This is a genomic window from Gimesia panareensis (assembly GCF_007748155.1).
In the GTDB taxonomy this organism is placed as follows: Bacteria; Planctomycetota; Planctomycetia; order Planctomycetales; family Planctomycetaceae; genus Gimesia; species Gimesia panareensis.
The window spans coordinates 7,723,656-7,742,318 of sequence record NZ_CP037421.1 but is presented as its reverse complement, the minus strand read 5'-3'; the positions used below and the strand labels follow the sequence as shown (position 1 = coordinate 7,742,318).

The window sequence follows — 18,663 nt, the reverse complement described above, 5'->3', positions numbered from 1 at the left end:
CAGCCCGGATGTAATCCGGGCCGAGAGCAGGATGTTTCGACTCCCACATTCGATTCAAAACAGAACCAACTCCATTTTAGCGATCGGCGCGCCACCACCGAGATGAACCTGAATCACTACCTGAACAGAAAAAGGGGTCAGCGACTCAATAACGAAGCGATCTGACCTGCTCTACTTCAATCGACGATCCGAAACCGCACCAGTTCTGCATCTGCATCACTGACGACATACAGATACTTTGACTCCCGATCCAGGGTCACCCCCTCTGCCTTGCGAATCGGTTTGCCTGCAGCGCCGAATGAGAACTGCTGGATCACTTTTCCCCTGCGTCGATCGTAGGTAAACACCCGGCTGGCCTGGTCGCTGACGATCCAGAAGAGATCACGCACGCGGTCGTAGCAGAGGCCCGAAAAATCGATGGCCTGCGGTTTCAGTTCCTCGTCAACGAATCCCCTGCCCCCGTCCAGGTAATCGACGGCAACGATCCGCTCCAGATCGTCACTGACCGCGATCAGCAGCCCCGGATCTGCTTCCTTGAGCAGCAATATTTCAGAACGCAACGGGTCGCAGGTGATCCCTTCCAGGCCATTGTTCCCGGCCTCTTCAAAATACCGGGCCACGGCACAGAAGCCGTCCATGTCTTTCAAACGCCGGTCCGCGATTTCCTTCCCCGTCGCCGGATCATACTTCAGGATCTTGCCGGCATCTTCGTCGACCACCAGAATATTCCCCTCCGCATCGAAGGTGATCCCCTCTAAACCCCGGTTGTCGACCTTCCGTGTCGCTAAAATCTCGCCGTTCGTGTCGATCTGAAAGAGCCTTTTGGACTGATCACAGACGGTCCACAGCGCCCCCTCCGGATCGAGTGCGAGTCCCGAAGGTTCCAGCAGACCGAGGTCCTCGTGTCTAATCGAAAATGAAGTCTCGAATTGCAGCGATCCAATGGACATGGAAAAGCCTTTCTGAGCGGGAAACAATAACAATCACCTGAATTTCGTCGTTCAGAATGACAAATGGCTGAAATCTGATTTGTGCACATGCTAACCTTTTAAGCTCAGGCCTTGTATACAAAAGTTCTGTTTTTTCTGATAAACGTGTTGCCTGGAGATTCGCTGTCTGTCACAATTTGTCTGGAGGTTTCGATGAAAATTACCAGAGAGCAGGCAGAAGCGATTTCTCGCGGGGAAGATGTTCCCGTTGATGTTGAGGGTACGGAGTGTGTCCTGATCCGCAAGGATATTTATGCAAAGATTTGCGGCGTGATCCGGATGGGCGGCACCGATGAAGTCACTGATGCTGACCTCCGAAAAATGCTGGCGCGTGCTTTCGAATCAAGCGACTGGAACGATCCTGCCATGGATATTTACAACGACTACGACAATGCAAAGAAGTGATGTCATCCTGGTCGAGATTCCCTATGTTGGGGCCGCAGGGAGCAAAATACGTCCAGCACTCGTTATGCAAAACGATGTTTTGAATGCACAACTTAACGAGACCATCATTGCCGAAATCACTTCCAACACACGCCAGCGATTCAGGGACAACAACGTTCTGATCGAGATTACCACTTCCGAAGGCAGAGCAACCGGATTGCTCAGCGATTCCCTGGTACGGGGCAATCGGCTGCATACAGTCCCCCAATCGGATATCCAGAGAGTGATTGGCAGTCTGTCTGACAGCCTCATGCAACAGGTGGAAGCAGCTGTAAATAATGCGCTCGATTGTTGAGCATGCCCACACCCCGGCCCTTCACACAAGACAACAAAACACGGTTATGGCAGCACTCTTAGAGCTGATAATGATTTTTCTTCTTGGTCTGTGCGAAGCCCTGACCCCTCTGGTTCTGGCCCTCCTGGAATTGCTTGCCGTTTGCTTAGAATTTGTATTCCTGGCCCTGATAAAAGGGCCGTCTGCTGCTTCAGAGCAGTTCCAGAAGCGCAAGGAAGAACACGCGGAACGGAAGAGACAGCAAGACGAGAAAAAACGCGCAGTACAAGCCGCAAGAGCGAACGAGCCGCCGCCGATCAGCGGGCATCAGTACTTCATCCTGGGGTTTTTGGCATTATTCATCGTCATTGGCATTAGTATAGCCTGGACTGTCAAGGATCGAATTCAGCAACAACGCATCGCAGAGACCCGTGCCCAGGTGAAACAGCTGGCCAACAACTTCGCCGGACAGATCAGAGACAGGGAAATCGAGGATCCTGTCTCCCACAGGTTGCGCGACCGTGACGCTTGGCAGCAGCCCATTGAACTGAGAGTCGACAAGGAGTTGTTAAGCTCAGAGGTCGTCGTACGTTCGTGGGGGCCAGATCGGAAGCCCGGTTCCTCCGATGATATTGTTACGAAGCATACGATTCGCGTTCCTGCGAAAGAAGTCGGCGGCGAACTCGCCAAACGGGGTATGAAAGCGGTCCGCAACCGCATTGCCGGCTGGCTCCCCGGCGGCGACAAGGAACAGCAGTCAAAAGAGACAGACAATGTTGAAGAGTGAAATGGGGGATTAAAAAAGGGGTAGGCCTCAATAAGAGTCGCTGTCCCCTTTTATCTTCTCCATCAGAAAACTGGTATCATGTCTTTTCGTTCTCAGAGAATTCATACATCCAACCGCCTGTGAGTAGAGAACATGCCATTACGTCCCAAACTCTCACTGTCTGATCTGGATGCCATCGCACTGGTCGACGCAGCAATCCGCAACACCGGCATCTTCAAGCAGGTCGGTCTGCGCCTGGAAAAAATGGCCCCGGACGAACAGGCTGCAAAGAATCTGATCGCAGCCTTTCATGATAAACGTTGTGCACCGTGGTGCACGGCATTTTTACTCGGCTGCATTGGCCACCCGGCAGGCTATCAGACAGCGAAAGACATCCTGCTCTCGCAGGCAGGCCAGTTATCGGAAAGCTATGCGGGCGTCGCAATGGCTCAGATGCGCGGCGTGGAAGCATACGACGATTTACATCAGATCCTGCTGAGTGATCAGAACTATGAACGTTCTGTCCGCGAGGGGGCTGCATATGGAATGGCACACGTTGCAGCAACAGAATTACCCGATGACTTCCTGGCCGCATACGATTTAGAACGGCTTTCACTCAGTATCGTTTCATGGGAGGCGGCAAAATGTGAACCGCAAGACGAATGGCTGCTCAGCGTGTTCAACGGCAACAAACCGAGACACAACCAGCTCTTCTGTGCCATCGTCGCATACATGGTGTCGTCCAACTCGAATCCTTGCTTCCCTGGCAACCAGATCGCCGCAGCAGTTCAAACACTCCTAAAAGACGAATCGCTCTTCATCCCCCGCCGCCGCCGCAATCAACTCCAAACCTGGCTGGAGGCGCGATAGGTCCGAATCCTCTTTTGATTAAAGTTCATGCTGAAAGCCCCCTGCTAAACCACAATCCCGAACAAATCTTTTATCACCTGTGTCTTCAGAGCATCTAATTCCCTTCGTCCCAGCCATATTAGAGGAATGAAAAGTTCGTGGAACCTTAGTATCTGCGAGACTCGTTTTGAAAGGTCGACCGTGACACATCTGCCAGAAATTGCCAATTTGCCTCTCCAGACTTTGCAGGTCCCCGGTGGCTGGCGCGTAATCATTAATCACTTCTACGAAATCGATCCTGATGATGATCTTGCGGGTCGTCAAATCCTTCACCTTGATCCAGCAACGATTATCGATCCCTGGGACGATGTGCTCTTTTATTACTTCGATCACTCATCGCTCTGGAACGCCACACGAAATGACGGTCGCTATTGCTTCGATGTCGAATGGTCACCGATGGGGCAACGCGATGGTCAGTTCATCATCCTGCAATATCACGCGCAACCGATCACCTTTTCACACCCACCAAAACGCACGCTGAAAAAAAAACGCGACAACATCCAAATATCCTATGAACTAAACCCACCAGTCATGTGGCCAGATTCGCCTGAACGGGTATTTGAATCACGTGACCGGAAACAAATCGTCTCAACGCTGAATCAATGGCTGCGCGAGTGCTCCCGCGATTGGTATTGAACGCAGACCTGATGATCATTTTCTGCGAAAGCATGGCACAAAATACGACATGGCTTACAGAGATGCCAGAATTGTCGGCTGGACTGAATCTGAAATCGTTTTTGCTCACACAGGAATAAAAGGTTCCGAAACCTTTTATCACTCTAAACGTTATCCCACTGATATGAGCTATGAAAATCAAATCGCGATGATGGAACATCTCGCCTTGGCGGCGCCGCTGACCTTGCGCGCCTTTTGTGATCATTGTCGACAGCTCCTGAGTCTCCCCGAATTTCGCTTTGATTCTGAAAACGAAACTGAATGGGGAGTTGTCGTAAAACAAGGTGTCGAATACAACATTTCGTGCCCATACCAGATGGATACACTGCAACAATGGGATGATACCGTCCCAGACGGTTGCAACTTTGGCATTTCGTTGTGCTTGTATCAGGGACACTTCAATGCCAAAAATCACGAGTGGGCGTACAATCAATTAGTTTCTCCTGTCGCTCAGAAAATCGCTGATGGATTTCAAGTTCCCGTTCATTATCACCGAACATGGCTGGGAGCAGGCAAGAACCAATCCCGAAACGAAACGTTTTACCCACACGTGAACTAACAACGAAATACGTTGGAACCGTGAAGCCGGGCGAATTAAAATGGACAGAAATAAGGAGCACTGAATTTCCTGGACTTTTTAAGTAGCAGGGAGATTCGACCCTCTGATATGAATTCAGGCCCATTTGGTACAAATAGATAATAGTCTGAAATCCTGATCGATTTGGACAGAATCCAAATCTCCATTACTATCCAGCTAATTCTCATGAGGTCACAGCATGGATCGCCGACAATTCAACAGTTTACTGGTCGCTTCATTTTTTTCTTCCAGCTGGTGGCCAGCCAGTTCGGAGAGTGTCGAATACGAGGAACTAATTAAGCAGATTGATGCGGCCGAAGGGAACTGGGATCTGATTGTCACGCTTGATTCGAAGACCGATCAGAACGTGTGGATGCAAGTGGTCGAAGGTATGGTTAACTTTCATTACCCCTTTGATGACGAACCCCGACAATTACTTGCCGGTAAGGGTATTGATATTTCTGACTTTGAGATCGTCGATTGCTGGCCACAGAAATGCCTGGTCCTTAAGCATGACCGAAGTCCAGAAGCAATTGAACGACTTCCCAGGCTGATGGACCGTTATGCCAGCCAGATGCTGGAAGTGACTTTGTCGGCTGATCAATGGGATATTTCAACCTTCTTGCAGAATGGCTGATTCTGCATGTCTCCCTGTGCTACGATGCGCGTTCGCTGTCCCTTTTAATATCACCTGAGAGCAGGCCACTGACATGAATATGGCACTCGAAGAATATCTCAGAACAGGACTGTCGGGCTTCCCGAAAGATGGCACTGAAGGAGTTCCCAGTGATTGGATGCCGGTTGCCGACCTTACCGTATCGCACGGTTGTTTATGGGCCGGTGATCCCTATGTATGCGATGGCGATGATGGCTGTATGATCGATGTACCCAACGGAAACTATATCGTGGAAGCACAAGGCTGCGACTTTGATGGAATTCGAATTATCGGGCGTGCTCGTGCCCGCCTGAGCTCCGCTTCTGATGTATCAGTGGGTGAAAAAGTCGGTGAAACCGGAACCGATAGTGCTATGATCGCCATTTGCGACATGGGTGCGGTCGATGCTGCCGTCGCCGGTGATGATGATGGCTTTCAAAGCGTCATCGACGGATATGATTTTCAACGCTTTGGTATGATTCAGTTCGAGATGAATGGTCAGATAAGAATACCGTACGTCAACTCGGGATTCGGCGATGGTTCAGGACCGATGTTTCGACTCATGGCGGGCGATGATTGCGTTGGTATCGAACTCGATTTTATTTGCCAGGAACCAGACCAATAATGTATGAAAAGAAAACAGGTGAGAACAGGCCACATTTTAAAGCGGGTCTTCCCATTTATCTCCATTCTCAGCGTGATCAGGAGCATCTGATGAATTACATTTGAAAAAAACGGGCTGTTACACGTATGAACGAGTCCAGTCAGATGAAGAACAAGAAAGGCATGTAAAATGAAACTTCCAAAATTCTGGATAGATACAGGTGCGTACAACGACACGGCTATTCAAATTTCAATATTCATCTGCTGTTCATTGTGTATTTACATTGGTTATGCCTACGAAATGGCATGGCTCGTAATGAGTGCAATCATTATTGGACCTGTTTCAGGTTTTTTTATAGGGTTTTGTCTGATCATGTTTTTGTGTACTTACTGTGCTGTTGACGACAAAGATTCCTGATCTGATTCCTGTTCAGCACTGACAGAAGCTGTCCTCTATGGAGGGTCTCGATTTATGACACGCTTGCGATTTAGAGGTATCGTTGTTGGCGGAGCACTCTTTTTAGCGAGTTCAATATTGTGGGGAGGGCCACTGGTGGGCCTGCAGACTACTTCTTACCTTTATTTGCCATTGCTGGTGATTATCATTGCCGCCTCTTTGTATTTCGTCATTACTGATAGATCTGAGAAGTGAGAGGATGGAATCGGGGTCTGCCCCTTTTCTACTTCTACCCAACAGCAATTAATGATTTCAGGCTGAAATCATGTTGCGGAAATGCTCTAGAGTAGACCTCCTGATACAGCCAGTTTATTCCTGTCGGAACCAGACCTGCCCCTCCTGTTTTTCTCAGGCAGAATTGCTGTTTCATTCTTGTTCGCAGCCCTTACACTATCTGTTAGTCAATCTGTTAGTCAGATCATTTCTCGTATGGTTCTCAATGATTCATCGCATTATGTTATGGATGTCAGGAAGAGTTTATGCATTTCACTTATCAATTGACCGTGCTGTTCGTTGTGTTCGCTCTGGGACAAACGTGCCTGGCCGAAAACTATCCTCAGTTCCGGGGTGCGAATTCCAATGCCGTATCTGCCACGCCGCTGCCCGTCAACTGGTCGGATGCGGCGGGAGAACAAACCAATATTCGCTGGAAGAAGCCGGTCGAGGGCGAAGGCTGGTCTCAGCCCATTGTCTGGGAGGGTCGCGTTTACATGACGGCTGCGGTGCCTGCCAATCCAGCAAAGAAAAACATCGCCCGGCCGGAATCCAACGGAGGTGGCTACGGCCGCGATCGTAACGATCTGGTCAACGTGCTGTTTCAATACCAGGTCGTTTGCCTGGACGCCGCCACTGGTGAGCAGATCTGGAAGAAGACGGTGAAAGAAGGCAAGCCGCCCATGCCGCGGCACAGCACCAATACCTATGCCACGGAAACGCCGGTCACAGACGGGAAACGCATTTACGCGTACTTCGGCATGAACGGTGTTTATTGTCTCGACCTGAAAGGCGACCTGTTGTGGCAGAAAGATCTGGGCGTGTATGAGATGCGTGCCGGCTGGGGTACGTCGAGTTCACCGGTGCTGTTCGAAGATCGGCTGTTCATTCAGGTTGATAACCAGGAGCAATCGTTTCTCGTCGCCCTGGATACGAAAACCGGAGAGGAAATCTGGAAGGTCAACCGCGAGGAAAAGTCGCAATACAGCAGCCCGATGATCTGGAAAAATTCGTTGCGGAAGGAACTGATCGTGGGGGGCACCGTCTATCGTGCCTATGATCCGGCGACTGGAAAGTTGCTCTGGACGCTGGATATGAATAAAGGGCGTTCGTCGGCGACCCCCGTTGCCGTCGGCGATCGGCTGTTCATCGGGAACGAACTGCGCAACCGGGGCGGCGATGATGACGGAGGCGGGCGGCTTTACGCCGTCAAGCCCGGCGGCACGGGCGATATTACTCCGCCGGGCGACGGTAAACAGGGAGAGTTCGTGGAGTGGCGCATGGATGGTTCCGGCATTCAAATGGCATCGCCCACCTGGTTAGACGGCAACCTGTATTTCTTCGAACGCCGCCGGGGCATCATTCGTTGTGTCGACATTGAAACGGGGCGTCTGGAGTACGAGAGCCGCGTCCCGGGCGCCCGCGCGTTCTGGGCTTCCCCCTGGACCGACGGCAAACACCTCTTCGCGCTGGATTCCAATGGCAACACCCATGTCATCGCCGCCGGTGACGAATTGAAGGTAGTGGCCGTCAATAAACTCGACCAGCAAGCCTGGGGCACCCCCGCCATCGCCGACGGCAGCATCTTTATCCGCACTGTTGATAATCTGTATTGTATTGATGCGGGTCGGTGAACGGGTTGATTGGTGGAGGTGATCTGGTCCCTTTTATGCCCAATCACAGATGCGAAGACTGGTATAAAATCGTTTTTTTAGTGATTATTTCGCTAATCTAAAATAAAAAAAGAGAGAAATTTCATGATTGAAGGTATCGAACACTTTTATCAAGAAGTTGCAGATTCAATTCAGGATGCAATCCCGGAAGAATGGGTAACAGCCAGGATGGATGCAGTGTTCTATCGAGACAGTATTCTAGCGGCCTTGCCATGTTCCTCCGGGCGATCGGAATGCACGTCTTGGCGAGAATGGTCATGAATATGACCATATCAACATGGCAGGCATTTAAAAAAATGATTGGCTGGTCGTGAGTCCAAACATAATACTTGACGAATCGCAAAGCTGATATCTGGGCGGTACGATAAATTCTACGAATTATCCACTCCACATACAGAAAACACGAGCAATGTAAGCTATGCTGAAATCTGTTGCAGGTATGAATATTAGGTAAGAAGCTCAGCGACGATCACACTGCAATAGATGACATAGGCATATGGGATAAGTATGTCAGCACTTCTTCAGCAAGTATGCTTCCGGCAGATTGAGTAGTGGTAAGCAAGCCCGTTGAATAATTGATAGTCGCTCTCATAATTGTTTGGAACCAGCTATATGGTAAGGGTTGTTTTGTGGTCCATAGAAATGAATTGAAAGTGAGGATCCATTATGAGCTTTTTGAAACGTACAGCCGGTTTCCTTACCGGTACTGTACGATCAGTCGGATCGACCTTGAATGTCCTGACGGGCGGCATCTCGGTCAAAACTGAAGACGTCCCCATCAGCCCCACAGTAATTGACTCACTGTCCCTTTCAGACATCGAGCAATGGATGAAGCGGAATATGCTTACTGTAGACGAACCTGTGAAAGTCGCAGTCGTCCGAGAAAGACATGGTGATCTCTACAAAATTTCTTATGTAGTTTTGAACCAACGAAATAAACGCTGTAAAGACAGTGAGGGAAGAATACGTGCCCAGGCTCAATTAGTTCGAGAAATTAGTCCAGACTTAAACGAATTTCTGGGGAATCATAATTCAGTTCTATTAAATCTGTGACGTGTAGTCACCGATCATTCACAATAACCGAGATTTCCCATATGGATCAGCCTGAAACCACTCCAGGCATGGACTTTCTTTGATTGTAACCACTGCGGTCCCCCGTGTCTAAAACAAAGTGATTTTTCGCCACTTTTGTTGTGCCTCTGTTGTTGAGATCCGGAAATTGCTGCCCGAGCGAATCATTTTTCAGTAGTCAACACGGTTTCTGCGCAGACTTTCTCTGTGAGGAACCCCGTTTTTCGCTATTTGATATACTTCCGCTTCACGTCATGCGTGACCGGCGGCGGAATTGCCAGTCGTGCAATCCGATCAAGAATTGCGGCGAACAATCTCCGTGGCACAGCCACTTCGGCCAGTTGAAAGAATACGTACTTGGCATGCCGGGTTACCTTGGCCCCAACCTTGACCAGCTTCTCCCGCAGCGTCGTCAGCGACCAGTTCTGTATAGGCTTGGGCAAGGCCAGCCGCCGCAGGAAATTGCCGAGGTTATAAGCTAAGGCGAACAGTTGCAACCGAGCTTGGTTGTCTTTGAACGTCCGGCAGGAGAGCTTCGTCCATCTGACGGCGTTCTTGCCTTCCTTGATCCACTGCTCGGCGGTGCCCCGACCGTTGTAGAACTTCACGACGTTCTTCGAGTGCTGGTTCAAGTTGGTCACGATGAATCCAACACGCGGGAACAGTTCGCCTGCGTGCCACTCAACTTTGGCCACCACGCGACGCGATCGCTGCCATGATTTTGCTTGATATTGGAAGCTGTGATAACAGACCTTGGGCTTGTGGGAAGGCCGTCCGACCGGACGGGTGAGCAAATGCGAGATTTCCCGCTCCAATACGGCGTTGGCTTTGAGGCGAATGGCGTAACGATAGTCTGCTTTCTCCAGCACACGATACAGCGCTGGAATGGCGAACGCCGCATCGCCGCGGAAGAACTTCGGAATGTCCAAATGCCGATACCGTTCGATCACCGGCAGTAGCACCTTCCGCCAGTATTTCGCGCTGGCCTTGTTGCCACGCCGCAGCATCGCGTACTCCAGATCACCATGCTGGTTGAACAGAAACAGCGGATGGTAACAGAGGCATGCAAAGTGGCCGTTGTAGGCCGCGCCCTGTTGCCGGCCGTAGGTCTCACTGACCGAGCTGTCCAGATCCAGGATGAGTTCTTTGAGCGGTCGCCGCCGGTGGAGGTTGTTGATCCAGCGTCCGGAGAGCTTCATCAGTGCCGTGAGATTGCGCTGCGTGCTGAGTATCTGCGTCTCGAAACGGCCCACCTCGCTGCTTGACGCCGCTTGTTTATCCGGCTGACTCGCCCTTCCGCCAACCACGTGGCGTAGCACCGGGTCCACACACAAGCGCTCAGCGTCATTGACATCTTCGTAGCCTGCCAGTCGGCTGTAGATCGACTGACGCAACAGCGGCACGAGTTGGTGCTGCTTGTTGCGGCCCGGGCGTGAATCGCTCAGCACATCTCCGCCCATTTCCGTCAGACCGAGCGCTGCATCCAGTTCCCGATAGGCCAGTAGTCCCGCATCGGTGGTGACCTGACTGCCGCAGAACTTCAGCTTCAATCGGCTGTCAAAACTGACCCGTAAATCCTGGTTTTGGCTGTCACCCATCAAGTTCCCCTGTCAGCATGGCATGAATTGGCAGAATAACCTTGTTTTGTAGGGGTGTGGCGCAAATTACGTGCCAAAGTGTAGGAAGTCATCTGGGAAATGCGGGATTCTATATCTCGGAGAATATACACGCAAAGCGGACGGAGTCGCCAGAAGCTTTACCACAAACGAACAGGGACAAAACGCTTTTGAAGGGATTCGGGAACTGTTTGAGAACGCAGAACAACCGCTATGGGGTAGAGCAAGTTTCGAACTAAATGCTGAGGGTAAGTTTGATATGAAGTGGGATTACGATGATTGCGATGAAGATGGGTATGCAATATACGATGAAGAGAGGGAGAGTAAAGAGATCGAGGAACGCCACAGACGACTCAAACGATGACTTTCACTTCGTGTTCACGATGTCGCTTCTTGATAAAGGATCAGAACAGTAGCAGGTGAATGAAAGGTGTCAGGAGCGAATGAGAGTGCCATTCGATCCTGACACCTTTTATTCCCTCGAACCGCAACATTCTTAGAGAAAGAAGCGTATGGCAAAGTATCTGATTTCATTTCCCAGTGCTGCAATGAATGTGCCCGACAGTGAGTGGGAGGAGGTGGATCGAGACGCTCATGCCGTGATGCGCGAGGCGAAGGAAGCGGGCGTTTACGTTTTCGGCGGTGGTATTGATGAAACAGTACCGCCCGTTCTCGTTTCGGCCAATGGTTCATTCACTGAGGGAGGCTACCCGTGGGCGCCTCCCCTCAATGGTGGATTCACTGTCCTGGAGCTGCCTTCCAGACAGGAAGCCATCGCCTGGGCCGCCCGTTTCGCGAAAGCGTGTCGCTGCGATCAGGAGCTGCGCGTATTCGGGTTTGATCCAGAGTCGTGAGGTCGGATAGAAAAAGTTGCCAGGAACACCTGGGTCACTGAGACAGGGGTGGTGGAGTTAAAAATGGCCTTGCCCGACTGTGTGATTGTTGATGACTCGTATTGAGAGGGGGGGATTTGGGGTCTACCCCATTTTCTTCCCAAATTATCGTGTTCTGACAAAGAGAGCTTTAATTGTGGATAAACCATCGTCAGATCAAAGAGCCACTGAATTGGCAGAGAGGCTCACTCCACCTTGTGAATATGATCAAGAGACTGGAATGATAGAGTTCTGGTCTGGATTATCGGCTCTTTCGAGAGATGGAGAATCTAGATCTGGAAGTGGAAAAATAATATTTGAAATAGCTCCAAAACCAGATGTGATTTTTGAATTTGAAATCAAAGAGAAACCAAGCCAAGTTGAGATACATAAGGTATTTAATAATACCGAGGAAGCAGGAATATATGAAATGTCCTGTGGTGCTCCTGTCGGTGCCATGACCGTGAATGTAACAGGAATTAATAAAAATAAGACGGGATCATCTTTCTCAGGACATGTAGTTGCTCATATAGACCCCGATCCTTCCTTTAATTCAATAAAGTATATGGTAATTAATGGTCCAGACTTAAATGGAAAGGTAATTAAAGGCAGTGACTCTATTTACAAAGGAAGGACTGAAACCAATCTTGATGATTTTACTATTGTGATCGATCAGATCAGAGAGAAGAAGAAAAATGTTCGAACCCCGTTTGTCTTTACTCATGTCATTGAAGTTAGATTTAACAAGAGTAGTCCTAATCCAAGAATTGATTTGATTAGTTCAATCTTGCACAAGACTCTTTCATTTATGTGTGGCCGGTGGGTGGGCTTAGTTGGTCCGTGGGGCTATTCAGAAACAGAAAGTTTATGTCGAGTTTTCCCTCAAGTGACGATGACCAGTATGAATCCACCAGGATTATCCTGGTATTATTCTATGGTAAAGGGAACTTTTGAGGAGCTGTTTGGCTGTTTGTACAAGGCGTACAATGAACCAAAGAGATACGAAGTTTTAACTACTGGAATTGGTTGGTACATTGAAGCTGAACAGAGTGCGGGGCTGATTGAGGGATCGATAGTATTACAGCAGGCGGCGTTAGAGACACTAGCGTGGTTTGAAGTAGTAGAACAACGCGGACTATGTAGTGTGAATGGATTTAAGTCATTACCTGCATCAGACAAGATTCGACTATTGTTATCACTATATTCAATTCCAACGGGCCTGCCAGCAAAGAGTAATGAGCTAATCGCATATGCTAAAGAATTTAATCTGGACGATTTAATTTGTGTGCTTGTGGATGTTCGAAATGCTCTAGTTCATGGAATGCCTAAAAAAGTAGAAAAACTGCTTTCTAGGTCTACAGGCTCAGATGAACGAGTTGATTTATGGTATCAGGTAAATGGTTTGCTGGCTCAAGCCATTCTTGCAACCGCTGGTTATCAAGGAAAGATAATCTGCCGCAGTCTTGATGTAGAATTCATACATTCTGCAATTAAAAATGTTCCATGGAGGAAGAACGACTCTTAAAAATTTGGAAGGTCAATTTGTAGGAATCGGTTAAATCCAAATCTGACCTGTTGAGTTCGCCTCCAAAAATTTCCCCCACAAAAATCCCCACCCACCCCAAAAACGTCTGGAGAGATCTAAATGATCTGATACGATAGAGGGACCGATTCTCGCCTCGCTTGTTCCCACCACAGGAGTCTTCCCTATGTCCGCTGCGAACCTGCCGCACGCTTTGTCTGAATCGCTTTCCCGCCGTGATCTGTTGAAACTGGGCGCCGCAGCCATGGCGGGGACCGCGGGCCTGAACTGGTTGAACCCAGGTCTGGCTGCCGCCGGGACCAAACGACCGCAGGTCGCTGCCATCTATACGCAGTGCTTTTACTGCTCGCACGCCTACCACATTCTGCATCCGTTCCTCGGGCCTTATCTGTTTAACGGCAAGCTGCTGGAGCCACAGTGCGATGTGATTTCCTTCTACGGCGATCAGTTTACTGACCGCGATCTCTCCCGCGGCATCGCGAAGCAGTTCGACATTCCCATTTATAAAACGATTCGCGAAGCACTCTGCAACGGCGGTGATGAACTGGCGGTTGACGCCGTCCTGTCGATTGGCGAGCACGGCGACTATCCTGATACGAAGTACGGGCAGACCATGTATCCCCGCAAGCGGTTCTTCGATGCGATCGTCAAGGTCATGGAAGAGTCAAACCGCTTTGTGCCGCTGTTCAGCGACAAACATTTTTCCTACCGCTGGGACTGGGCCCGCGAAATGTATGACACCTCGCGGAAGCACGGCTTCCCGATGATGGTCGGCAGTTCGGTCCCCCTCGCGCAGCGCACGATTCCGCTGGAGCTGCCTTACGGCACCGAGATCGAAGACGCCGTCTCCATTCATGGCGGGCCGATCGAGAAGTACGACATCCACGGCCTGGAAGTGCTGCAGTCGATGGTCGAGTTCCGCAAAGGGGGCGAGACCGGTATCTCGAGCGTGCAGTTCCTCAAGGGGGACGACCTGATCAAAGCGGGTAAGGAGGGCCGCTGGTCGATGAAGCTGGCGGAAGCCGCGATGCAGGCCGAGCTGGGGAATAAGAAGCGGGGATTGTTCGATCCGATCGGCAGTGAAGGGACGCGCGAACCGCACGGGATTCTGCTCGAGTACAAAGACGGCTTCCGGGCCACGATGCTCCGGGTTGGTTCGAACGGGGTCCGCTGGAACTTTGCCTGTTCGATCAAAGGGGAGCCGGCACCCAGGGCGACGACCTTCTTCCCCGGTCCCTGGGGCAACCGCAACCTGTTCCGCGCCTTTGCGCATGCGATTCAGTATCTGTTCGTCAACAAGGAAGAACCCTATCCCTGTGAGCGGACGCTGCTGATGACCGGCGTCCTGGACGCCGCCATGCATTCCTGCTTTGAAAAGGGGTACGCGAAGATCAAAACGCCGGAACTCGAGTTTTCCTATAAGCCGAAGGACTTCAACCAGTTCCGCGAAATGGGCAAATCGTGGGAGGTCATCACGGCGGACATGGAACCGTATAAAGATTTCGTCGTCGCGGACCCGGCTCCGAAGGAGTAAGAAGTTTAAGAAACGGGCGTTTCTGTCACAGGAATGTCTGAAAAGAGCCGCTTCAAAAATTCCGGCGGTCGGTACCTTGCGGGCAGGCGGAAAATTCAGGATAGTGAGGACCAGACAGGTCTATTTTGACTCCTTTTTCTATCCCGCCTGAGAGTAAGTGTCCCAAAAGATGAAATATGTGCTCGTAATTCCCGATGGTTGTGCGGATGAACCGCAGGAAGCATTAGGGGGCCAAACCCCGTTGCAGGCTGCGAACGTTCCGCACATGGATGAAGTTGTCTCGGCAGGCATTCTGGGCCGAACCGACACGGTGCCGGCGTCGATGCCGTCGGGCAGCGATGTGGGGACGATGAGTCTGTTCGGCTACGATCCGCTGGTCTTTCACACGGGACGGGCACCGCTGGAAGCCGCCGCCCAGGGAATCGAGCTGGGTCCGCACGACTGGGCCATCCGCTGCAACTTCGTCACGATCGACAAAGGGAACATGGCCAGCTTCACTGCGTCCCAGCTGCCCAACGATGTGGGCGCGGAACTGATCGGCTTACTACAGGAAGCAACCGCCAACGATCCGCAGTGGGAGTTTCACCAGGGAGTCAGCTACCGCAACCTGCTCGTCTATCGGGCCAAGGACGCCGACGACCAGCCGTTTGATGCAGGAACGACAACCACGCCTCCCCACGACCTGACCGATCAGCCGATCGCGCAGGATCTGCCGTCAGGCAAAGGGAGCGAGTTGCTGAACGACCTGATGGAACGCAGTAAGAAGCTGTTCAGCAAATCGAAGCTGAACCAGAAGCGATCTGACGGCAATCCGCCGGCGACACAGATCTGGCTCTGGGGCCAGGGGAGCCGCCCGGCTTTGACTCCGTTCCTGGAACAGTTCGGCAAGACCGGCGCCGTGATTACCGCGGTCGACCTGTTACGCGGTCTGGGACGTCTGCTGGGCTGGAATGTGATCGAAGTTGAAGGAGCCACCGGCTATACCGATACCGATTACGCCGCCAAAGGGCGTGCCGCGATCAAGACCCTGGAAGAGACCGACTTTGTCGTCGTGCATGTGGAAGCGACCGACGAAGCCTCGCACGAAGGGGAAGTCATCGAGAAGATCAAGGCACTCGAAAACATCGATCAGCACATCGTGGGGCCGGTACATGAATACCTGAGGGGACAGGGTGAATACCGGATCCTGGTCTGCCCGGATCATCCCACGTTCCTCAGAACGAAAACACACAGCCACGGCTACGTGCCGTTCGGCATCTGTGGAACCAAGGTGCGTCCCGATCAGTCGAACAAGTATGACGAAGTCAGCGCGGGCGCCAGCAATCTGCTGCTGCCCAAAGGCCATCAGCTGATGCCCTTCTTCTTCGGCACGTTGACCAACTAACGCAGGGAAAAAAACAGACCCGCCTGCTTTGAATACGGACGGGTCTGAGTTGGTTTCTGTCAGTACGGATGGACGGTGATTATTCCGGCCAGTCTTTGAGGATGCGTTCGACTTCTTCGGCGTGGCCGCTTTCATCGCGGACCATGTCTTCCAGCTGCACGGCCATCCCTTTGTCGCCCAGTTCGTCGGCTTCGACTGCCCGTTGCGTGTAACCGGCGGTCGCTTCTTTTTCGGCAGCGAGGACGGCTTCCAGCATTTCGCGATTGGTGTGGGCTGCGGCGACTTTGCCGGCGACGGTCGTCGGTTCGCCACCCAGGGCGACGATTTTGTTGGCCAGGTACTGCGCGTGACCCAGTTCATCGGGGACTTCCGCCAGGTAGAACTGGGTCAGTTGCGGTCGATAAGGGCCTGTCGCCTTGGCGGCATAGGTCGTGTATTGAATAATGGCGGCCAGCTCGCTCGCCAGGTCCTGATTCAGTTTCTCAATCATCGTCTGCTTATCCATGTCGTTCTCCTGAATATGAATACGGGAATTTGTAAAACGTTCCCAAGGTGTGAGTTTGAGCGTTCGCTACCCTCTTTATAGCTGAACATTTTACATTTTCAACCGGCTCTTCAACAGGGTACGGTCCTTCACGGCAGTGAGAACGGGAAGTGTGGAGTGGAATCTGTGTTACCAGCCTGAAACGGGCACGAGCGGGAGGTATGCAGAGGTGAATTCTTTCCCGGAGGGAGCCAGATCGAGCGGGCTCCGGGGCCGACACCTGATTTTCGGGGTTCTTTTCACCGCAGGGATGGCCTATGATTAAGTCAGCTGGTTGTGTTGCGATCTGGCGCGAAACTGCTTATTTTCGTAAAACTTCAGCGACTCATTTACTGTTTTCATTGTGATAGATACCGGGAGAAATGCGTGTCTGACTGGGTTGAACCACTGGGAATGAGAATTCTCATCCGCAAAGATGAAAGTCGGCATACGACTAAGGGGGGGATTGTCCTGCCCGATAAAGCGGAAATTCCAAACATCACCGGCCGGGTGGTGGAGATCAGCGTACAGATCGCGCGGGACGACGATTTCCCGATCAAGAAGTACGACAAGGTCCTGTTTAATCCCAGCGAAGCGATCCCCGTCGATTTCGAGCCCGATAACGTGCTTTACGTGGTTCCCATCGAAGACGTCGTCGCTGTCTTCCGTCGCGGCGATGCGAAAACGACGGAAGTCTCTTCCGCCGAAGAGCAGGAGTTCGAAGATCCCGAAGACTGGGACGAGTAAGCGCCTGGATAGAATGTTCCCGGTCTGACGTTTATGCCGGATCCGGTGTTTTCAGTTCTTCTACCAGGCTGGTCCGCTGATAGGCGGCGGGCACCTCGTCCAGGTTCCGCCAGGCGACCAGTTCCGCGACGATACTGAGCGCAATTTCCGGAACGGTCTGCGAGCCGATGTCGAAGCCGAGGGGCGCGTGAACCCGGGCGAGGGCCTCGCGGGGAGTGCCCATGCGCAGCAGGTCCTCGAAGATCAGCTTGACCTTCCGCCTGCTGCCGATCATGCCGATATAGCGGGCGGGCGACTGTGCCACGTAGCCCAGCGCCTCTTCATCGTGATTGTGCCCCCGCGTGACGATGATGATAAAGGTATCCCGGTTGATCGGGAGGTCGGCCAGCGTGGTATCGAAGGTGCCGACGATCAGCTGTTTGGCGGTGGGGAACCGTTCGGCATTACAGTATTCCTGGCGGTCATCGACGGCAATGATTTCAAAATCGACATCGCTGGCCAGTTCGGCGACTTTCTGTCCCACATGACCACAGCCGATGACGATCAGCTGGCAGGTCTGGTGAAAGGTGAGATAGGCGATGCCCGCATTCACATACGGGCGGGGGCGGTTCTGAATCGGTTTGAGGCCAGCCAGCAGTTGCGCCGGCGGCTGAGGGTTGCCCCGTGAAGCGACGATTTCGTTATTCGCGTCGATCAGGTAGCGATCGGTTTCCGCGATGCCCTCAGCCGATTCGGGATTGAGGACGACCGCTTCCGTGCAACCCTGATCTCCCTCGAGCAGTTCCAGCATCGTCCGGAAGTACTGCAGGTCGTCCTCGTTCCGCACCGGGTCGACGAGGACTTTCATGCGCCCGCCACAGATCAGGCCGTCATCCCAGCCGTAATCGTTGTCGAGCTGGAAGGTCATGATTTCAGGGGCATCCGTGTCAAGTACGCGGAGGGCGCGGCGTTTGACTTCCGCTTCTACACAGCCGCCGCCGAGGGTCCCTGCCTGTGAACCATCGCTGAATATCAGCATGGCGGCCCCGGGCTTCTGGGGCGTTGAGCCCCGGGTTTCCACCAGGCAGGTATAGCAGACGGGTTTCTTATTTTGGACCGCCTGTTCCAGTTCGAGTAATAGCTCACGCATGGTTGATCA

20 protein-coding genes are annotated in these 18,663 nt (G+C 51.9%); 16 read left to right on the top strand and 4 right to left on the bottom strand.

Annotation, left to right across the window (positions count from 1 at the left end):
• Positions 1–176 precede the first annotated feature (176 nt).
• On the bottom strand, positions 177–950 hold the full coding sequence (locus tag Enr10x_RS29335; protein WP_145452542.1) for an SdiA-regulated domain-containing protein: 774 nt from the start codon (positions 948–950) through the stop codon (positions 177–179).
• A gap of 192 nt (positions 951–1,142) precedes the next feature.
• On the opposite strand from Enr10x_RS29335, the gene Enr10x_RS30140 reads away from it, so the two are divergent.
• The 10 genes from Enr10x_RS30140 to Enr10x_RS29290 all read left to right on the top strand — a co-directional run bounded on the left by Enr10x_RS30140 (position 1,143) and on the right by Enr10x_RS29290 (position 9,288).
• A complete protein-coding gene (locus Enr10x_RS30140) occupies positions 1,143–1,394 on the top strand; it encodes a hypothetical protein (protein ID WP_197996307.1) in 252 nt (83 codons plus the stop codon).
• Positions 1,282–1,728: a type II toxin-antitoxin system PemK/MazF family toxin gene (locus Enr10x_RS29330; protein ID WP_145452541.1), complete on the top strand. Its 447-nt coding sequence runs from the start codon at positions 1,282–1,284 to the stop codon at positions 1,726–1,728. Before Enr10x_RS30140 ends, Enr10x_RS29330 begins: the two co-directional genes overlap by 113 nt.
• Complete coding sequence (locus tag Enr10x_RS29325; protein WP_145452540.1) at positions 1,712–2,494, top strand: hypothetical protein; 783 nt, start codon at positions 1,712–1,714, stop codon at positions 2,492–2,494. Before Enr10x_RS29330 ends, Enr10x_RS29325 begins: the two co-directional genes overlap by 17 nt.
• Positions 2,495–2,626: 132 nt before the next feature.
• On the top strand, positions 2,627–3,343 hold the full coding sequence (locus Enr10x_RS29320; RefSeq protein ID WP_145452539.1) for a hypothetical protein: 717 nt from the start codon (positions 2,627–2,629) through the stop codon (positions 3,341–3,343).
• A 180-nt stretch (positions 3,344–3,523) separates the two neighbouring features.
• Positions 3,524–4,018, top strand: coding sequence for a hypothetical protein (locus Enr10x_RS29315; protein WP_145452538.1), 495 nt, complete (start codon positions 3,524–3,526; stop codon positions 4,016–4,018).
• A gap of 49 nt (positions 4,019–4,067) precedes the next feature.
• Positions 4,068–4,616, top strand: coding sequence for a hypothetical protein (locus tag Enr10x_RS29310; RefSeq protein WP_145452537.1), 549 nt, complete (start codon positions 4,068–4,070; stop codon positions 4,614–4,616).
• A 217-nt stretch (positions 4,617–4,833) separates the two neighbouring features.
• Positions 4,834–5,271: a hypothetical protein gene (locus Enr10x_RS29305; RefSeq protein ID WP_145452536.1), complete on the top strand. Its 438-nt coding sequence runs from the start codon at positions 4,834–4,836 to the stop codon at positions 5,269–5,271.
• 73 nt (positions 5,272–5,344) lie between these two features.
• Complete coding sequence (locus Enr10x_RS29300) at positions 5,345–5,914, top strand: hypothetical protein (protein WP_145452535.1); 570 nt, start codon at positions 5,345–5,347, stop codon at positions 5,912–5,914.
• Between the two features lie 914 nt (positions 5,915–6,828).
• Positions 6,829–8,196: a PQQ-binding-like beta-propeller repeat protein gene (locus Enr10x_RS29295; protein WP_145452534.1), complete on the top strand. Its 1,368-nt coding sequence runs from the start codon at positions 6,829–6,831 to the stop codon at positions 8,194–8,196.
• A 705-nt stretch (positions 8,197–8,901) separates the two neighbouring features.
• Positions 8,902–9,288: a hypothetical protein gene (locus Enr10x_RS29290; RefSeq protein WP_145452533.1), complete on the top strand. Its 387-nt coding sequence runs from the start codon at positions 8,902–8,904 to the stop codon at positions 9,286–9,288.
• A 245-nt stretch (positions 9,289–9,533) separates the two neighbouring features.
• Here Enr10x_RS29290 and Enr10x_RS29285 read toward each other — a convergent pair whose 3' ends face one another.
• Positions 9,534–10,904, bottom strand: a complete 1,371-nt coding sequence (locus tag Enr10x_RS29285) for an IS1380 family transposase (RefSeq protein ID WP_145104163.1) — start codon at positions 10,902–10,904, stop codon at positions 9,534–9,536.
• Positions 10,905–10,974: 70 nt separating this feature from the next.
• Between Enr10x_RS29285 and Enr10x_RS30735 the strand changes: the two genes are divergently transcribed.
• The 5 genes from Enr10x_RS30735 (at position 10,975) to Enr10x_RS29260 (ending at position 16,255) form a co-directional block, all read left to right on the top strand.
• Positions 10,975–11,286: an immunity protein YezG family protein gene (locus Enr10x_RS30735; RefSeq protein WP_145452532.1), complete on the top strand. Its 312-nt coding sequence runs from the start codon at positions 10,975–10,977 to the stop codon at positions 11,284–11,286.
• Between the two features lie 148 nt (positions 11,287–11,434).
• Entirely contained in the window at positions 11,435–11,776 is a 342-nt protein-coding gene (locus tag Enr10x_RS29275) for a YciI family protein (RefSeq protein WP_145452531.1), read from the top strand.
• Between the two features lie 259 nt (positions 11,777–12,035).
• A complete protein-coding gene (locus Enr10x_RS29270; RefSeq protein WP_145452530.1) occupies positions 12,036–13,319 on the top strand; it encodes a hypothetical protein in 1,284 nt (427 codons plus the stop codon).
• Positions 13,320–13,503: 184 nt separating this feature from the next.
• Positions 13,504–14,871 carry a hypothetical protein gene (locus Enr10x_RS29265; protein WP_145452529.1) on the top strand — a complete coding sequence of 456 codons (1,368 nt, stop codon included), beginning with the start codon at positions 13,504–13,506 and terminating at the stop codon, positions 14,869–14,871.
• Positions 14,872–15,040: 169 nt separating this feature from the next.
• Entirely contained in the window at positions 15,041–16,255 is a 1,215-nt protein-coding gene (locus tag Enr10x_RS29260; protein WP_145115824.1) for a cofactor-independent phosphoglycerate mutase, read from the top strand.
• A 79-nt stretch (positions 16,256–16,334) separates the two neighbouring features.
• On the opposite strand, the gene Enr10x_RS29255 is transcribed toward Enr10x_RS29260, so the two are convergent.
• Positions 16,335–16,760 (bottom strand): ferritin-like domain-containing protein, encoded by a 426-nt coding sequence (locus Enr10x_RS29255; protein WP_145115822.1) that lies wholly within the window; start codon positions 16,758–16,760, stop codon positions 16,335–16,337.
• Positions 16,761–17,165: 405 nt separating this feature from the next.
• Here Enr10x_RS29255 and Enr10x_RS29250 point away from each other — a divergent pair, with 405 nt between their 5' ends.
• Complete coding sequence (locus Enr10x_RS29250) at positions 17,166–17,525, top strand: co-chaperone GroES (protein WP_197994846.1); 360 nt, start codon at positions 17,166–17,168, stop codon at positions 17,523–17,525.
• 31 nt (positions 17,526–17,556) lie between these two features.
• Here Enr10x_RS29250 and Enr10x_RS29245 read toward each other — a convergent pair whose 3' ends face one another.
• A complete protein-coding gene (locus tag Enr10x_RS29245) occupies positions 17,557–18,654 on the bottom strand; it encodes an XdhC family protein (protein WP_145115819.1) in 1,098 nt (365 codons plus the stop codon).
• Positions 18,655–18,663 lie beyond the last annotated feature (9 nt).

Bases quoted from the DNA above. Each gene is read 5' to 3' on its own strand.
- Enr10x_RS29335 (WP_145452542.1), bottom strand. From the start codon at position 950: ATGTCCATTGGATCGCTGCAATTCGAGACTTCATTTTCGATTAGACAC.
- Enr10x_RS30140 (WP_197996307.1), top strand. From the start codon at position 1,143: ATGAAAATTACCAGAGAGCAGGCAGAAGCGATTTCTCGCGGGGAAGAT.
- Enr10x_RS29330 (WP_145452541.1), top strand. From the start codon at position 1,282: ATGAAGTCACTGATGCTGACCTCCGAAAAATGCTGGCGCGTGCTTTCG.
- Enr10x_RS29325 (WP_145452540.1), top strand. From the start codon at position 1,712: ATGCGCTCGATTGTTGAGCATGCCCACACCCCGGCCCTTCACACAAGA.
- Enr10x_RS29320 (WP_145452539.1), top strand. From the start codon at position 2,627: ATGCCATTACGTCCCAAACTCTCACTGTCTGATCTGGATGCCATCGCA.
- Enr10x_RS29310 (WP_145452537.1), top strand. From the start codon at position 4,068: ATGGCTTACAGAGATGCCAGAATTGTCGGCTGGACTGAATCTGAAATC.
- Enr10x_RS29305 (WP_145452536.1), top strand. From the start codon at position 4,834: ATGGATCGCCGACAATTCAACAGTTTACTGGTCGCTTCATTTTTTTCT.
- Enr10x_RS29300 (WP_145452535.1), top strand. From the start codon at position 5,345: ATGAATATGGCACTCGAAGAATATCTCAGAACAGGACTGTCGGGCTTC.
- Enr10x_RS29295 (WP_145452534.1), top strand. From the start codon at position 6,829: ATGCATTTCACTTATCAATTGACCGTGCTGTTCGTTGTGTTCGCTCTG.
- Enr10x_RS29290 (WP_145452533.1), top strand. From the start codon at position 8,902: ATGAGCTTTTTGAAACGTACAGCCGGTTTCCTTACCGGTACTGTACGA.
- Enr10x_RS29285 (WP_145104163.1), bottom strand. From the start codon at position 10,904: ATGGGTGACAGCCAAAACCAGGATTTACGGGTCAGTTTTGACAGCCGA.
- Enr10x_RS29275 (WP_145452531.1), top strand. From the start codon at position 11,435: ATGGCAAAGTATCTGATTTCATTTCCCAGTGCTGCAATGAATGTGCCC.
- Enr10x_RS29270 (WP_145452530.1), top strand. From the start codon at position 12,036: ATGATAGAGTTCTGGTCTGGATTATCGGCTCTTTCGAGAGATGGAGAA.
- Enr10x_RS29265 (WP_145452529.1), top strand. From the start codon at position 13,504: ATGTCCGCTGCGAACCTGCCGCACGCTTTGTCTGAATCGCTTTCCCGC.
- Enr10x_RS29260 (WP_145115824.1), top strand. From the start codon at position 15,041: ATGAAATATGTGCTCGTAATTCCCGATGGTTGTGCGGATGAACCGCAG.
- Enr10x_RS29255 (WP_145115822.1), bottom strand. From the start codon at position 16,760: ATGGATAAGCAGACGATGATTGAGAAACTGAATCAGGACCTGGCGAGC.
- Enr10x_RS29245 (WP_145115819.1), bottom strand. From the start codon at position 18,654: ATGCGTGAGCTATTACTCGAACTGGAACAGGCGGTCCAAAATAAGAAA.